The organism is Paenibacillus sp. FSL H8-0537 (assembly GCF_038051995.1).
In the GTDB taxonomy this organism is placed as follows: Bacteria; Bacillota; Bacilli; order Paenibacillales; family Paenibacillaceae; genus Pristimantibacillus.
Map to the genome: position 1 here is coordinate 6,650,219 of NZ_CP150290.1, position 16,184 is coordinate 6,666,402.

General features: G+C 46.7%; 13 protein-coding genes. 1 reads left to right on the top strand and 12 read right to left on the bottom strand.

Annotated elements, in window-relative coordinates; all coding sequences use genetic code 11:
* Positions 1–4 precede the first annotated feature (4 nt).
* Complete coding sequence (locus MHB80_RS28170) at positions 5–547, top strand: chromate transporter (protein ID WP_341280021.1); 543 nt, start codon at positions 5–7, stop codon at positions 545–547.
* A 108-nt stretch (positions 548–655) separates the two neighbouring features.
* Here the strand turns inward: MHB80_RS28170 and MHB80_RS28175 are convergent, their stop codons facing one another.
* The 12 genes from MHB80_RS28175 to MHB80_RS28230 all read right to left on the bottom strand — a co-directional run bounded on the left by MHB80_RS28175 (position 656) and on the right by MHB80_RS28230 (position 16,147).
* Positions 656–1,183 carry a tail fiber protein gene (locus tag MHB80_RS28175; RefSeq protein ID WP_341280022.1) on the bottom strand — a complete coding sequence of 176 codons (528 nt, stop codon included), beginning with the start codon at positions 1,181–1,183 and terminating at the stop codon, positions 656–658.
* A 25-nt stretch (positions 1,184–1,208) separates the two neighbouring features.
* Positions 1,209–1,712: a tail fiber protein gene (locus MHB80_RS28180; RefSeq protein ID WP_341280023.1), complete on the bottom strand. Its 504-nt coding sequence runs from the start codon at positions 1,710–1,712 to the stop codon at positions 1,209–1,211.
* A gap of 43 nt (positions 1,713–1,755) precedes the next feature.
* Positions 1,756–2,280 carry a tail fiber protein gene (locus tag MHB80_RS28185; protein ID WP_341280024.1) on the bottom strand — a complete coding sequence of 175 codons (525 nt, stop codon included), beginning with the start codon at positions 2,278–2,280 and terminating at the stop codon, positions 1,756–1,758.
* Between the two features lie 49 nt (positions 2,281–2,329).
* Positions 2,330–7,468 (bottom strand): tandem-95 repeat protein, encoded by a 5,139-nt coding sequence (locus MHB80_RS28190; protein WP_341280025.1) that lies wholly within the window; start codon positions 7,466–7,468, stop codon positions 2,330–2,332.
* Positions 7,469–7,670: 202 nt separating this feature from the next.
* Complete coding sequence (locus MHB80_RS28195; RefSeq protein ID WP_341280026.1) at positions 7,671–10,847, bottom strand: MMPL family transporter; 3,177 nt, start codon at positions 10,845–10,847, stop codon at positions 7,671–7,673.
* Positions 10,844–11,317 (bottom strand): MarR family transcriptional regulator, encoded by a 474-nt coding sequence (locus tag MHB80_RS28200; protein WP_341280027.1) that lies wholly within the window; start codon positions 11,315–11,317, stop codon positions 10,844–10,846. Before MHB80_RS28200 ends, MHB80_RS28195 begins: the two co-directional genes overlap by 4 nt.
* Before the next feature lie 213 nt (positions 11,318–11,530).
* Positions 11,531–12,739 (bottom strand): ABC transporter permease, encoded by a 1,209-nt coding sequence (locus MHB80_RS28205; protein WP_341280028.1) that lies wholly within the window; start codon positions 12,737–12,739, stop codon positions 11,531–11,533.
* Entirely contained in the window at positions 12,733–13,419 is a 687-nt protein-coding gene (locus tag MHB80_RS28210; RefSeq protein ID WP_341280029.1) for an ABC transporter ATP-binding protein, read from the bottom strand. Before MHB80_RS28210 ends, MHB80_RS28205 begins: the two co-directional genes overlap by 7 nt.
* Complete coding sequence (locus MHB80_RS28215) at positions 13,406–14,548, bottom strand: efflux RND transporter periplasmic adaptor subunit (protein ID WP_341280030.1); 1,143 nt, start codon at positions 14,546–14,548, stop codon at positions 13,406–13,408. The genes MHB80_RS28210 and MHB80_RS28215 overlap by 14 nt, the downstream gene beginning before the upstream one ends.
* Positions 14,549–14,571: 23 nt before the next feature.
* Positions 14,572–15,285, bottom strand: coding sequence for a hypothetical protein (locus MHB80_RS28220; RefSeq protein WP_341280031.1), 714 nt, complete (start codon positions 15,283–15,285; stop codon positions 14,572–14,574).
* Positions 15,286–15,311: 26 nt separating this feature from the next.
* Positions 15,312–15,830: a stage II sporulation protein M gene (locus MHB80_RS28225; protein WP_341280032.1), complete on the bottom strand. Its 519-nt coding sequence runs from the start codon at positions 15,828–15,830 to the stop codon at positions 15,312–15,314.
* A 110-nt stretch (positions 15,831–15,940) separates the two neighbouring features.
* Positions 15,941–16,147 (bottom strand): hypothetical protein, encoded by a 207-nt coding sequence (locus tag MHB80_RS28230; protein ID WP_341280033.1) that lies wholly within the window; start codon positions 16,145–16,147, stop codon positions 15,941–15,943.
* Between the last annotated feature and the right edge of the window lie 37 nt (positions 16,148–16,184).

The window sequence follows — 16,184 nt, forward strand, 5'->3', positions numbered from 1 at the left end:
CACTATGGATTGGTTGGATTTAATTATTGGTTTTTTTCTGGCAAATATTTTAGGCTATGGCGGCGGCCCCGCTTCCATTCCGCTTATGTATCATGAGATTGTGGATCGTTACCAGTGGTCAACCGATGCTGAATTTTCAAACATACTTGCGCTTGGCAATGCCCTTCCCGGGCCGATCGCTACCAAAATTGCCGCATTTGTCGGATACGATGTATACGGCATTCCGGGCATGGCAATCGCTCTTGCGGCAACGATTATCCCTTCGGCTGTGGCGCTGATTTTTCTGCTCAAGCTGCTGCAAAAGCATCGCCAGTCTCCCATCGTCAAAGGCATGACGCTGCTCGTTCAGCCCGTTGTCGCCATCATGATGCTGCTGCTCACATGGCAAATGGCAAGCACGGCCGTGCAATCCGCCGGCCTCTGGCAGACGCTCGCTATCGCTGCCGTCGCCTACTGGGCGATGGAGCGCAAGAAGATCCATCCAGCGATTGTCATCTGCGTCGCCTTCGCTTACGGCGGCATTGTGCTTTCGCAGACAATGGCTTAAGAGAAGCAGCATGCCACCTTCTGCCATACATCATGAAAAAGAAGCGGCCCGCACATTCGCCAACGCGTTTGTGCCGGGCCGCTTCTTTTTCCATTCTATTCTCCGCTACTACTGGTTTTTAACCGGATAAATGCCATCAGTTATACAGATAATGTAATTGATCGCTAAGTATGGCTGCATATTATTGTGCGCTTGAGACCCTCCGCTTGCAGTTATAGCGTTCGGATGCATGCTCGCATCCGGTTGTTCCTCATTATACACACTAACTGTAGTACCGCGCGGTGTAGTCGCCCATATATTATTGGATGCATCCATCGTATTGCCCGTTGTATGAGCATTCAGCTGATGTGTATGATTTGGCATTTCAGAGGTGGTAATCGTTTCTGTCATGCTGCCGCCCTTTTCATAGCACTGCCTCGGAGTCAGACCTGCTCCGCTGCCTTGATGTATCGGTACGAGGCCCCGCAAATCAGGCAGTGTAAAATACGTTTTTTTGTCCGTGCCAAAAGCACCTCCTAATACCGAGTATAATACTTGATTGTGCGGGAGAGAAACCTGCTGTCCATGACAAAAGGCCCAGCCCTCCGGAGCGTAGTTTCCTGTAAATAAACGAATTTCTCCAATAAAAGCGTCCATGTCAAGCCTCGCTTTCTGATTCTAATTAATTTTTCGGCGGATAAGTACCTGAAATTGCAATGCAAAAATTTGCGACCGCGTAGGGCTGCATATTGGAATGGGCCTGTGTGGCGCCCGTCATCCCGATTGCCTTAGGCGACATGTAACCATCCGCCGTGTTGCTGTAGGGCTTTGCGCTGCTTTCACTCCATACATTGGAGGCAGCCGCTCCTTTTGTACTTGTGGCCGAGCTGGCAGACAGCGAATGCGTGTGTTGGGGAATTTCATTTATCGTCAAGGCATGCGTTTCTGTTCCGCCGGTCGAATATACAGGGAATACTTCGTCTATTGTTGGATTTATGGCAGCCCTTCCCTGCAGATTTGGCAGTTGGAAAGTGGTTTTGCCATCCCCACCGAATTTATTGCCAATAATCGAGAATAAAGCTTGATGCTCACTCACTTTAAGCATTTGTCCATTGCATTGAGCCCAGCCTGCGGGAGCGTAGCCGATTGCAAACAAACGTATTTCGCCAAGAAACCATTCTTCCATATAATTCCTTCCTCCTCTTAATTATCGATGGTCTTAGAATTGCTTAATGATCCATCATAGGGTAGGTGCCTTGTATGCAAATAATATAAGTTAGCGCCATGAAAGGCATCATATTGTTATGTGCCTGATTGCCACCTTCTGAGGACAAAGCCGCTTGTTCCATTGCAGCGTTCGGCGCTGCTGTTCCTTCATAATATTGCTTGACCGTGCTCGCCGCCCAAAAATGGCCTGCCGGCGAAGCCTCATCGCCCGCAGACTGCTGGGCTGCCGCTAAATGCGTATGGGCTGGCAGCTGTGCCTGCGTCAGCTGGACCGTCTCCATCCCGCCTTTATCTTTTAGGGAAAATGTACTGCCTGTTGAGCTGGTACCCATATGAATGGGAACGCGCCCTCGATAATCAGGTAGGGCAAACGTTGTTCGCCCGTCCCCACCGTAGGTTGCGCCGATAAGGCTGAATAACGCCTCATGATCCTGAACCTTCAGCACTTGCCCATTGCATAGTTCCCAACCCTGCGGCGCGTACGTGCCGACAAACAGCCTGATTTCGCCTAAATATGAATCTGCCATTTCAATCTCCTCCTCGAATTTTTTTGTTCTGTGCCGATTGTTTAGCAGACTACCCGTTGATTAAATCAGCCTGCAGCAGCAGTCTGCGAATGAGTGCAGCAGCCTCCGCACGGGTAATGTTGTCCTGCGGATGCAGCTGTCCGGAATTACCCGTCACCATTTGAAGCTCAACCGCAGCGGCCATAGCGTCTTTTGCCCAACTGCTGATTTCATTCTGGTCCGCGAAAGCGGACAGCTTATCCATAGATCCCGAAGCACTCAGCTTCGTATAAGCTACAGCTCTTGCGATAATCGCAATTGCTTCCTCGCGGGTAATAGTCTTCAAGGCGCCAAATGTACCATCAGCATAACCAGTAATAAGGCCATAAGCCGCCGCTGTTTCCGTATAACCGGCATACCAGCTTCCGGCCTGTACATCTGAAAACTTACTTTGCCCTTGTAGAACCGCTGGGCGCAAGCCTAAGCCACGTATGATAATCGCCGCAAACTCAGCGCGGGTAATCGAAGCATCCGGAGAGAAGGCCGTCTCGCTTGTCCCTTGTACAACCATACGGGAAGCCAGGTCGTTCACCTCATCGCGGCTCCAATGCTGCGCCAGGTCCTGCATTTCACGCGGATGCCAAATGACTGAATACGTGCTGTTTGTCAAGCTGTTGATCACTGCATAATACTTCCCGTTCAGCATCGTAATATTGGTAGGCACATGATAGAGCTGTCCATCGGAGTGCAGCACAACTCCTGTCGTAATACGATTCGCATTGGCTCCCTCTGGCATTGGGATCATCATTTGCACATAGCCGCTAAAGGCGGAAACATCCGTCTTCTTTCCGCCGTACGAAGCTGTAATATGGAATTCCAGCGGCACAGCAGCAATCTCCATGCCTTGGCCAGATGCCGCGGCGTATACTTGATCAGACTCCGATTTTGCCGATTTTGCAATTGTAATACTGAAAATAATATCCTTTAAGCTGTTCTGCGCTCCTAGCTCCTTGGCAATCGCATCAACAGGGATAAGCGATGCCGGGAATGCATAGGAGGCCGAGGCCGTTTGTATTTCAAGCGTCGCCGTTTTATCTGTCATTACCTTGAGCAGTTGACCATTTAGCAAGCTGTTCACGCTGTCTGCCGCTTCTGTATACGGAATCGCGACTTCGCGATTGGATTCGGACTCCAGCTTTTTAATGATTTTGTCGTTCTCAAGCGTCACCGTCGCATAACGCAGCTGATTGCTGGTGAACGTCTGCACCGTAGCCGTCTGCTCCTGCTTCACTCCGTCTACATATACTGAAATTCCAGTTCCCGCTGCAACTGTCCCCGTTTGAACGGAAGTGCCTGTTGAAGGAGTTGAACCTGAGCTTTGCTGGGCGCGTGTCACCTTCACCAGATAAGTACGACTCGGCTTGGAGCTGTCGGCCGCTGCAACTGTGACCGGAATTTCATTCAGCCCGACATTTAATTGCACGGTAACCGGATTGTCTGCCGATTGGTCGTTTATCGTCACCGTGGCAAGCGGATCAAAGGCTTCAGCTGTAATTGTCGTTGCTTCAACTGCGTAAGCTACATTTTGCTCGTAGCTCAGCGTATCCTTGTTGAAAGCAGGCGACAGGCTGCCCGTGCTGGTCGAAAGCGCTCCTAATTCGCTAATTCCATAAGGTGTAATATTTACTGTAACAACGGCTGGATCGGAATCCTCCTGTCCATCCGAAGCTACATAGGTGAAGCTGTCTGTCCCTAGCTGACCCGGGCTCGGCACATAAACAAACTCATCGCCGTTAATAATCGTCACGCTGGAGGACTTCGTACCGGTTGTGAGTATACGGAAGGTCAATGAATCTCCGTCCACGTCAGTTGCATGCAGCTTTTGGGTCAAAGATGTCAGACTTTCTACATCGTAGCTTGCATTCTCAGCTATCGGCTGGTCATTCACCGGCATGACCGTCACTTGGACCGTAATCGGATCGGATTCATCTACCCCGTCAAAGGCCTTTATTGCAAAGCTGTCGTCTCCTTTAAAATCCTGATTAGGCGTGTATGTCAGCTGATTGCCATTGGCAATAACCGCTTGACCGTGCTCCGCCTGAGCATCGACCAGAAAGGATAGCGTATCCAAATCCTCATCCGTACCCGACAGCGTCAAGCTCAATACATCGTCCTCATCCATTTGCTGAGGAGCAATCGCCGTTACAACGGGCTTGCTGTTCCCCACAGTCACCGTAAAACTGGATGTGCCTTCCGCCAGACTGCTGTCCAATACATGAATTGTAATGGTAGCTGAGCCTTGCATTCCTTGAGCCGGCTCCACTGTAACCGCGCGTTGCTTTCCGCTGCCTGCTAGTGTAATTCCGCTGAGCGGAACAAGAGCGGTATTGCTCGATTCGGCAGTTACTGCAAAATCGCTCGGCTCTGCGTCAGGATCAGTAATGGTAAAGCTTAGAGCCTGCGTAGCTGTATTTTTACCTATGCTTTGATTGGAAATCGTACTTACCGTAGGGGTGTCATTCACCGATGTCACAATCAGGGACGTCTGACTGTCTACTACTGGTGCAGCTATTCCATCATCTACCATCACCGTTAAAACAACAGTCTCCGTCGTTTTCGGAGCAATCCGGTTCGCCTCCGGAGTAAATACCAATTGGCGAATGGCTGTCGTCAAATCATCAGCCGTTCCGCTCGCCTTATATTGACTGCCGACCAGACTGAATCCGGCTGCTTGAAGGGAGACGGCTGTAAATCCGCCTTTTGCCGCAGTATCGAGTGAAATGCTGACTGTCAGCGTCTGTTCAGGGTCCGCATCCTCTATGTATACACCAGTAAAGGGCTGTTCCGTCTCCGTATCCAACAGCTCATATGGAGCGGCGGCAATTCCCGTCATTACAGGAGCATCGTTTACCGAAGTGATGGTGACCGATATCGCGCTGACCACTGTGCCTCCGTTACCGTCGCTTACTTCAACTTTAAATACATCCTGACCATAATAATTAGCGTCCGGCGTGTATTCCCACGCTCCGGTCGTCGCATTAACCGTTGCATTTCCATGGGTAGCCTGCTGCAAAAGGGAATAAGTCAGCATGTCACCCTCCACATCGTTTGCCGATACTTGTCCGGTAACCGCTGTGTCCTCATCAGTCGTTACGGAATCATCCATAGCTGTTGGCGGATCATTCACCGGCGTCACAGTCACGGTAATGGTACTGGTCGCCATGCCTCCATTGCCGTCGCTAACCTCAATCTTGAATTCATCTTGGCCGTGATAATCCGCATTCGGAGCATACTCCCATGCTCCGGTCGACGGATTGACCGTTGCTGTTCCGCTGGCTGCCTGCTGTGATACCGAATACGTCAGCGTGTCGCCATCCGCGTCCGATGCCGTCACCTGGCCGGTCGTGCTTGTATCCTCATCGGTCGTTTCCGTATCGTCCGACGTCGTCGGAGCTACATTTACTTTCACAACCGTGACGATTATTGCGCTCGTTGCGGTGCCGCCGTTACCATCGCTAACCTCAATCTTGAATATGTCCTGACCGTAATAGCCCTCATCCGGATCATATTCCCATGCACCTGTCGCCGGATTAACTATTGCTGTTCCATGAGTTGCCGGCTGCGAAATAGAGTAGGTTGGCGTATCGCCTTCCACATCGCTTGCCGTCACCTGACCCGTCGTCTTCTCATTTTTATTCGTTGTCGCGGTGTCATCGCTCGTAACAGGTGGATCATTCACCGGAGTCACAGTTACGGTAATGGTGCTAGTCGCCGTACCTCCATTGCTGTCACTAACCTCAATCTTGAATACGTCCTGACCGTGATAATCCGCATTCGGAGCATACTCCCATGCTCCGGTTGACGGATTGACCGTTGCCGTCCCGTTCGCCGCCTGCTGCGACACTGAATAGATCAGTATGTCACCATCCGCATCCGTTGCGGTTACCTGACCAGTCGCACTTGTATCCTCGTCAGTCGTGGCCGAATCGTCCGACGTTGTCGGAGCTGCATTTACGTTCACAATCGTTACACTTATTGTGCTCGTTGCTATGCCGCCGTTGCCATCACTAACCTCGATCTTGAATACATCCTGACCATAATAATCGTCCATCGGGGTATATTCCCATGCTCCTGTCACCGGATCAACGGCTGCCGAACCATAAGCCCCCTGCTGCCAAATGGAATAGGTCAGCGTATCGCCGTCCATATCGCTTGCCGTCACCTGACCCGTCGTCTTCTCATTTTTATTGGTTGCCGTGGTGTCGTCGCTCGTGACAGGTGGATCATTCACCGGATCGACGGTGATTGTAACCATGCTGGTTGCCGTGCCCCCTTTGCCGTCGTTAACCAACACCTTAAATACGTCCTGGCCGTGATAATTCTCATTCGGAATATATTCCCATGCCCCGGTCGACGCATCGACCGTTGCCGTCCCGTTCGCTGCCTGCTGCGACACCGAATAGGTCAGCATGTCGCCATCATTGTCGGAGCCAACAATGTTACCCGTCACGAATTCATCCTCATTAACCCATTCTGTATAGTCAGGTACCGTTGGCACTTGATTCGTAACAGCCTGTTCATAGACAATATATGGATTGGTATCAAACCGGAACCGGTGAACTTCATCCGGTATATCGCCAATCAAGCTTTCCGCACCTGTAAGAAAAAAGGTAAGCATGCCGTTTGAAGCCTGATTGAAATAGTCAGTAATATCAAGTGAGAGCAGATCACCGGTAGCAATCGATCCCAGATGGCTATCCAGCAGCTCATAGGTGCTTGGCGTGTTTAACACCTGATTCATGGTCGGCCAGCCCGTATGCATTTGATCGTTACTGGTTGGGATAGAAGCTGACTTGTACGCCCACACCTTGGCAATCGGAGTACCGCGAATTGCCCGATCCTCCAGGCCTGCGCCATAGTCGTTGCCTACTTTGATTTTCAAATACGCCTTATACCCTGCAGGTACGTTTGCGGTTTTGTTGAACCTCAAATATGCGTGATATTCCTTGGTTCCGCCATGTTGAATACCAATATAATAAGGAGCTCCTACATAAGCGCCATACGTAAAATCATGCCCGGCTATAGACGCCAGCGGCGGTCCGGCCAAGGAGCTTGCATGCACCGTTCCAGTTCCATATAGTCCACCAAATATAAAATGGATTGCTACGATAGCAGTCAATAAACCTATGAATCCCTTCTTCTTCTTCACGCTTTCCTCTCCTTATCCTTATGCTTTCCCCTATCCAAATCCAATTATTATCGCCCTAATTATACCAATTGCCTCTGAACGCATTCTGAACGAGGAGCCACCCGCTGCATCTGCCAAAATAGCAATTTCTCTGCCGCCAATACACAAAAAACCTCCTTATCCAATGGATAAGAAGGCTTAGTGAATGGTTCATATCTTAATCTTAAGAATGATGCGAAATATCCTTAGTCGGTGAATAACGAACCTCATGCTCGCTCTCATTCATAAACGGCCAATAGTTGGCTTTGCCGAACATGCGCACCATGACTGGAATGAACAGCGGCAGCATAATGAGCGCGTACATGAACAATCCGCACAATACGAGTGTCGCGATTTGCAGCAGCGACATAACCCCAGAAGGCAGCATCGCTGCAAAAGTACCGCCAAGTATAATGGCTGCCGACATAATAACGCCGCCCATGCTCTTCATTGCCTTCAAAATCGCCTGTGTCGGCGAAAGATCGCGAAATTCCCGGAAACGATCCATTAGGAAAATGCTATAGTCGATGCCCAGCGCGACCAGCATAACGAATCCGAAGAACGGAACCGCCCAGCTGATGCCCGAGTTGCCGAGCAAGCGGACGAAAATCACTTCTGTTATCGCCATAGAGGTATAGAAGGTCAACAAAAGTGATGCCATCAAATAAAGCGGCATAACAATAGAGCGGAACAAGATGATCAGAATAATCGTAATGCCGATCAGCATCAGCATCATCGTGCGAGTGTAGTCCTCGTTCGAGATATTGTTCAAATCATGGTTGGAGCTGGTCACCCCGCCCACTGCATAATCAGCCTGCGCGTAGGCTGTACCTTGAAGAGCACGGCCAACCGCAGCATTTAAATCGTCGATTTTCGCCATAATTGCCATATCATACGGGTTGCCGCTGAAAATGACATCGAATTTAGCACTCATCCGATCTTCGGACATATACACATCCAGAGCCTGTTGGAATTCGGGCTTCACGATCGCTTCCTCTGGAATAAACCAGCCCGTCATTTGTTTGTTTGGCGAGGAACCAAGCTCGCTCAAATAGTTTTTCGCTGACCCAAGCCCGTCGCTAACCTGCGTAATGCCATCCACGCTTTGATCAAGTCCGTCCGTCAGCTGGCTGAGCTGACCGTTCAAATCGGCAAAGCCTGCTTGCAATTCGGATTGTCCGCTTGCCAGTTGGTCAGCCCCCTTCGTTATGTCAGGAACCTTCGTTACAATTTGGCCTTGGCCAGCCGCGGCCTGCGCGATGCCCTGCTGAAGCTGGGAAATGCCTTGTGCCAGCTTCTCCAAACCTTTTGCAAGCTCGCCTTGGCCAGCTGACGCTTGGGAAAGTCCTGCATTCGCCTGCTTCAGCCCTTCATTAATGCCGCCCAGCTGTCCATTAATTTGCGTCAGCTGCTCGCTGAGCATGGTCGCTGACTGCTCCATTTGGGAAGCTGCGCCTAATACCTGTGCATAGTCAGCATCGCCTGCCAGCTCAGGGTACTTCTCGCCTAAGCCGCTAATGCCTTTGTGAAGATCCGCAAGTCCGCCTGCCAATTGCTGCTGCCCAGCCGCAATGCCGCCGTAGGCTTGCGACAGCTGGCCAACGCCCGCTTCCATCTTCTCATAGTTCGTCAACAGCTCTTTGCTGGCCGCTGCCAATTGATCAGCGCTAGCTTTCGCCTGCTTCAAGCCTTCAGCAAGCTCACCTGCTCCAGCGGAGCCATCATTCAGCCCTTGCTGAATGCGTTTCAAGCCATCTCCAAGCTGCACAATGCCGCTTTTCAAATCCTTCGTTCCCGCAGCGAGCTTGCCTGCGCCTTCCGCCGCTTCATTAAGCTTTGGCTCGTTTTCACTCAGCTTGGTGCTGGCTTCAGCAAGACCGCTGCTTATTTTCCCAAGGCCTTCCTCGCCTTTGTCGAGGCCATCCTTCAGCGTCCCCACTTGATCAGATACCATTAAATCATCAAGCTCTTCGCCTGTTGGGCGGGTAGCACTGCGAACAAGCGCCACACCTTCAACCTTCGAAAGCTCACGGGTAATTTGCTCAATGGTCGCCAGTCCATCCGTTGTATCCATCGGTACAGCTGTTTTCACTACAACCGTCGAAGGCAGCGATTCACCAGGCCCGAAGCTTTCCGAAATGAGGTTAAATGCTTTAACCGAATCATATTTATCGCCAATTTCATCAAGCGAGTTAAAGGAAACATTGCCTTTGTACGCCACTAGAAAAGGAACCGTCAGTACCATAACGACAACCAGCGCCCAAAGCGGCTTGCGCAGCGAGAAGCTTCCAACAGCTCCCCACAGCCCGCTCTCCTTATGCTCAAGCGCTCCCTTCGATGGCCAGAACAGCTTGGCGCCTAGCACCGACATGAAGAACGGCACAATCGTAAACAAGGCAATCAGCAAAATCGCGATGCCAATCGCTACTGCAACCGCCGAACGATACAGCACGAAGGTTGAAAAGCCGATAGAGGCAAAGCCAACAAATACCGCAAGACCAGAAAACAATACCGTCTTGCCCGCCGTTTTGTAGGTTGCCAAAATCGATTCCTGAATGTCTCCGCCCCGATGCGCCAGCTCTTCCTTAAAGCGGCTGATCAGCAAAATGCAATAATCCGTACCAATTCCGAATAAAACAGCAACTAGGAAAATTTGCGTAAAGTTCGAAAGTGGAAAATCAAAATATTCCACAAGAAACGCGACGATGGATTGGGACAACAAATAAGTAAAGCCCACCGTCAGCAAGGGTACAATCGGCGCCACGGCCGAACGGAACACTAGGAATAATATAATTAAAATAAAGCCTACGGTTATGAACTCTGTCTTCTTCAAGCCCTCTTGTGCGCTTGACGCAACATCGTCACCGATAATCCAACCGCCCGTGTAGTAGTGCGTCATTGGGACATCCGAAACGGCGCTGTACAGTCCCTCTCGTATTCCAGACAAATCACCACTGGAGGTGTCTACCTTCACAAGCACAAGCAGCGTCTTGCCATCCTCCGACAGCATTTGTTTTTTAAGCTCTTCCGTATCAAAATGCGTCGTAATTGAGGTAATATGATACTGTTCCTTCCCAGCCTTCAGCTTCTCCACACCTTGCTTGGCGGCTGCCAAGTCCGCATCGGATAAGCCCTCCGGATCATGGAACACAAGCACGGTCGAAGAGCCATTGCCCGCATCCTTGCCGCCAATCTCCTCGATCATTTTCTCGGCAATCGTGGAAGAATACCCTTGCGGAACAGACACCTGCCCTTTTTCACGAACGAGCCCTTCCATATTCGGCGCGCTCACCATTAATCCGACTGTGACAAGCAGCCATACAAGCATGAGTACCCATCTTAGCTTTAATACCGTCTTCATTGCTGTATTTCTCCTCCTTCTATCCCGTGCGTGCCAGACATAACTTTAGCCAGCTTCTCATAGGTAGTAATAAACTGCAGTGCTTCCTGCTCATCAAAATGCTGAATATGCAAGGCCAGCATTTCTTGAATTTTCAATTCAGATTGATCGGTCAGCTGCTCACCAGCTGGCAGAAGCTTTAAATAAGTAACTCGCCTGTCCTTCGGGTCCTGCTGCCGTTCAATGAGCTGTTTATCGAATAAACGTGTCGTTAGTGCCGTAATGGAGCTTCGTCCTACGCAAAACGTATCCGCAAGCTCGGAAGAGGTCGTCTTTCCCTGCGTCCGCAGATAACGAAGCACGGAATATTGCTCGACCGTAAGCCCCTCCGGCATCGCTTCCCGGAACAAGCTGTTTATTTGACGATTGACGGCAAAATAGGTCGCCTCATACCGCGCAATAATGTCCATCAACAGCCTTTGATCTACCATCTGGCTTCCTCCTTTCCATTTATGCTCTCTCTTTAAAAGGTTCTATAATGAAATAGTTCACTAGTAGAACTATATCAAAGACCACCCAAATGCGTCAAGCAGTTGATTTTATAAAAAAGTAAAACACTAAATCAAATAAGCCCGTGCGCAATCGCATGGGCTTCACGAATCATTTAAACGTACGATCTTCGTTTAGAGATTAAAAATATTACTTCAGGATTCAAACAATAAAGAGTCCATAGGCTCCCATTTTGATGCCTTATTAGCTGGAAGCATTCCAAAAACGATTCCAATCAACATTGAGAATAGAACACCGCCCACAATAACATACATCGGGACTAATAATGGTAATTGCGTAACTAGCGAGATTAACTTCGCTCCGCCAACTCCCAATCCTATCCCTACAATCCCACCAAAGGTAGTCAATACCACCGATTCAATTAAGAACTGCGTCAGAATGTTACCTCTGGTAGCTCCCAGCGCTTTACGTATTCCAATTTCCCGTGTGCGTTCTGTCACAGAAACGAGCATAATATTCATGACTCCAACGCCTCCGACAAACAAGGAAATACTAGCTACTGAACCTATAATCGCTGTCATAATTCTCGTAATGGATGCAACTGAATCTTGAATTTGCTGCATATCTAAAACAATATATTCCCCTTGACCATGCTTTTCCTGATTTAGAGAGTTCAGCACTTCTATTGAGGCTTCTCCTGCTAATTGCAGAACCTCTGCGCTTTGAACCTGAATGGTTAGTGAATCTATTTTGCTTTCACCAAATAAAGATGGCCAAACGGCATTAGGAATCAGGATCTGATACGCTCCAACATTAAAAATACTTTTTTGTTCCTTAAACGTGCCAATAACTTTAAACGCCGTGCCTTCCAGTTCAATAATTTTCCCAATCATAGAATCATTCGGATCTAAGCGTTTCAGCGTATCCTCACTAATAAGCGCTACCTTGCGGGCCTTTTCAAACTCTCTGGCTGCAATATTCCGACCTGACAATAACTCTGCATTATTTAAACTAAAATAAGATTCAGATGTACCATTTAGCTGAACCATTAATGTCTTATCCAGGTAATTCAAAGTAGAAGTAGTCCTATTATTAGCGATAACCTTCTCTATTTCGGGTATTTTCTCCAAAGCTAGCAAGGCATTTTCTTCAAAAGCCGGTTCACTCGGTTCATCAGAGAGAACATTCCCTTCCTCATCTACACTTTGATATACTACTTCAAATGTATTATTTCCGCTTCCTACAAAAAAAGTTTTAAGGGATGCACTTCCTCCCTCACCAATGGCAACAATAGCGATAACGGAAGCTACACCTATAATGATTCCAAGCATTGTCAGAATAGATCTCGACTTGTGTGCATATAAGGCAGAGAAAGCCATAAGTATACTTTCCCTTATTAACATGATTTTACTCTTCTATCATCAATAATTACTCCGTCCCTTAATACAATCTTTCTACTAGCATATGCTGCTACATGATTATCGTGGGTCACCATCACTATCGTTCTTCCCTCTTTATTTAACATCGCAAACAGCTCCATAATTTGCTCACTCGTTTTAGAATCCAATGCTCCTGTCGGCTCATCGGCAAAAATAATCTTTGGGTCATTGATAATCGCCCTTGCGATTGCTACTCTTTGTTTCTGTCCACCTGATAACTGATTAGGATAGTAATCCTCCCGATTTCCTAGACCCACTTTATGTAGAGCTGCCCGTGCTTTTTCTTTCCGCACACGTTTGCTCACTCCTGAATATACCAATGGCAGCTCAGCGTTAAGAATCGCACTTAGTTTAGAAAGCAGATGGAATTGTTGAAACACAAAACCAATGTACTGATTGCGCAACCGCGCTAATTCATTTCCACTAAGAGAAAATACATTATAGCCAAAGAAATGATAGTCCCCTGACATTAATTTCAAATCCAAAAGCCCACATAAGTGCATTAATGTTGATTTTCCAGACCCTGAGGCTCCCATGATTGCTACAAATTCACCTGACTCAATGGAAAGATTAATATCCCTTAGCACAGGAACTTCGTTTGAACTTAACAAATATGATTTATGGACATTGTTAAGGGATAACATTCAACTTCACTTCCATTCCTTCAATCCAATCCGCCTGAGGGTTCCTGACAATTACTTCCCCTGCTCGAATTCCAGATACAACTTCTTCCCAGTTATCATCTATTAGGCCAATCTTAACTTCCCGTTTACGAATTCTACCCTGTTCGACAACATACACGTATTCCTTATCATTCTCAATAAGAACTGCATCAAAAGGTACAACAACAACATTTTGTTTCGAATTTAACTCAATTTCTAAAGATACATGAAAACCCTCTGGCAAACTCTTGTCATTTTCTTTTATTGAGACTAGAAAAGGATAAGATGTTACCGCACTTGCTTGACCATTAATAGATTGAATCGGAGTAAAACTGAGGGCTTCCACAACCCCTATCCATTCTTCTTCAGGCATTGCTTTAGCATGAATTTTAACCAATTGGCCCACTTTAACGCTAGTTGCATCAAACTCAGTTAATGTCCCTTTTATGATCGGCGATTGAGAAGTTAGAATTCGCAAAAGCGGGCCCTCAGAATGATATTCAAGAATATTGTTTGGATTATTTATTTTAACCATTCCTGCCACAGGGCTTATAACTTTAAAAACAGCTTCCCTTTTTTTCAAAGCCTTCATTTTCATTGTGTTACTCTCTATTTCCAGCTCTGTAAATTGGATTTCACGCTTTCGTGCAGAGATCTTTTTTTTAGTATTTTTTTTAGCTATTTCCACATCAATTCCTTCTTCTAAATCCTGCCTAAATTCGTTTTCTATTTCATCAAAACTTTCTTGCTTCTCTTGCAGAGTGAGCCGCAGACTGCTTTGGAGATTCTCAAGCTGCTCAATGCTTAGGAGCCATTCATCATTCGCATATTCAAATAAAAGATCCCCTTTCTCAACCTGGGTACCTTCATCAACATGCCATTTTTTAATTTCTCCCATTGTCGTATCCTTGTAAATTTCAGCTTTCTCATTAGCGATAACAATACCAGAAGCAATTAATGTCTCTGATATGGGTTGTGTTACTGCCTTTGCAGTATCAACATTGATCACTTCAGAACGGGAAGTTCCGGTTCTATTAAGTAAAAAGATATTCCCTGCGATAATCCCCGCTATAATAAGGCTTACGACTATAAGAATCCTGTTTTGTTTCATGATGCCCTAGCGAATCCCCTCCTCTAAATCAGTGCAACAACGACATTAATAACGAATAAAAATCCCCATATTGCAAAGGATGATAACACACCTTTTTTCATCGTCGTATGACCAATAAGTGAAATTCCTAATCCAATTAGAAAATAGCTCCACACCTCTAACAAATCTATGCTTGATAACAAATTGATTAGAAATTCATTGGTGGTGATCTGACTCGCAAGCAATCCCAAATTGGTAATCGTCCCCGTAGAAACAGGACTAGCCAGACTTAAATCTCCCCAATTCATAAATGCCAATTTCAATCCCTTGCCAATTAAAATAGGTACTTGCGCATATAATAAAACCAAAAAAAGCTGCTTCTTACTAAATGATAATTTAAATAGTTTCGTACTAATACGCAATAAAACAAATGTGACCAACAGAATCACGAATGCAATAATGGTCGAAAAAAAGGTTGTAATGATTTGCAGCAATTGCATAACAGAGGCTGGCATTTCCAAGCCACTTTCGCCAAGAATTTTCTGTACTTCATCCGTCATTATGAGCTTATTGGACACAAAATAATTGAAGGCATAATACAAAATAAAAAAAACAAATATAATACCTTTCATGCGGTATGTAGGTAGTATGGAACCTAATACTTCAGCAGGAGAATATATAACTTTAATTAGATCAAATAAGCTTTGTTTTTTTGTTGCTTTTTCCGGTGTAATTGAAGCTTGATTAACGCTCACCATGCTCACTCCTAATTCATGCTTTCTTTTCACACTACTGAAGTCACAAAACCCTCTATTAATGCAGCTACTAATAGCATCAATATAATCCATCCCGTCAACCTAAAGTAAAGACGCCAACCTTTCTTTGGTTCGTAATAAAAAACAAATCCTTTTAAGCCAATAGCACCCGCAAGTAATAATGCCGGAAGTTCAAACACACCATGCGGCAGCAGCTTTAATAGAAGGGTTGCTAAAGAGACGCCCTCTGCTAGCCTGCTGGCAATAACAGTCCCTATCCATAGCCCATTTATGAATAAAACAATTAGAGTGGGTAATCCAAATAAAAGTAAACCAGATGCCAAAATCACAGCAACACCGATATTACGCATAAAGATACCAAGAGAAGCTTCAAATCCTACTTTATTGTTCACTAAAATTTCAGATGATTCTAACCAGTCTTGATCATGCATAGAATAAACAACTACGATCCCGCTGACTACTCCAGTAATAAAAATGAAAAAAGCACCCCAAAAAAAATATTGAAATTTCAAATTTTCTATTTTCAAGATTTTTCACCATACTTTACATACTAAAAAATATAGGGTAAGATAAATTAAAAAATCATTTATCTTACCCTAACTCGAAAAAGATTGTTAGCAACGCATGGTAACCCTAATTACCATGCAATTGCAGCTTTAGTCGTCATTTTCAACGTCGCTGTTCTAATAGCAACAATAAGGCCTGCGCTGATTCCAGCAGAAGCAAAAATCGAAACTAGTGCGACAACAGTGGCTCCAGCATTTATCGCGGTAACGATAACTGTAGCCCATGCAGTAGATATACCTGCATAAGCAGCCAGGTTAGCAACCAATAATTCCAACATATTTCTCACCTCCCTTCATAGCCATTAGCTGTCTGAT

Bases quoted from the DNA above. Each gene is read 5' to 3' on its own strand.
- MHB80_RS28170 (WP_341280021.1), top strand. From the start codon at position 5: ATGGATTGGTTGGATTTAATTATTGGTTTTTTTCTGGCAAATATTTTA.
- MHB80_RS28175 (WP_341280022.1), bottom strand. From the start codon at position 1,183: ATGGACGCTTTTATTGGAGAAATTCGTTTATTTACAGGAAACTACGCT.
- MHB80_RS28180 (WP_341280023.1), bottom strand. From the start codon at position 1,712: ATGGAAGAATGGTTTCTTGGCGAAATACGTTTGTTTGCAATCGGCTAC.
- MHB80_RS28185 (WP_341280024.1), bottom strand. From the start codon at position 2,280: ATGGCAGATTCATATTTAGGCGAAATCAGGCTGTTTGTCGGCACGTAC.
- MHB80_RS28195 (WP_341280026.1), bottom strand. From the start codon at position 10,847: ATGAAGACGGTATTAAAGCTAAGATGGGTACTCATGCTTGTATGGCTG.
- MHB80_RS28200 (WP_341280027.1), bottom strand. From the start codon at position 11,317: ATGGTAGATCAAAGGCTGTTGATGGACATTATTGCGCGGTATGAGGCG.
- MHB80_RS28205 (WP_341280028.1), bottom strand. From the start codon at position 12,739: ATGTTAATAAGGGAAAGTATACTTATGGCTTTCTCTGCCTTATATGCA.
- MHB80_RS28210 (WP_341280029.1), bottom strand. From the start codon at position 13,419: ATGTTATCCCTTAACAATGTCCATAAATCATATTTGTTAAGTTCAAAC.
- MHB80_RS28215 (WP_341280030.1), bottom strand. From the start codon at position 14,548: ATGAAACAAAACAGGATTCTTATAGTCGTAAGCCTTATTATAGCGGGG.
- MHB80_RS28220 (WP_341280031.1), bottom strand. From the start codon at position 15,285: ATGGTGAGCGTTAATCAAGCTTCAATTACACCGGAAAAAGCAACAAAA.
- MHB80_RS28230 (WP_341280033.1), bottom strand. From the start codon at position 16,147: ATGTTGGAATTATTGGTTGCTAACCTGGCTGCTTATGCAGGTATATCT.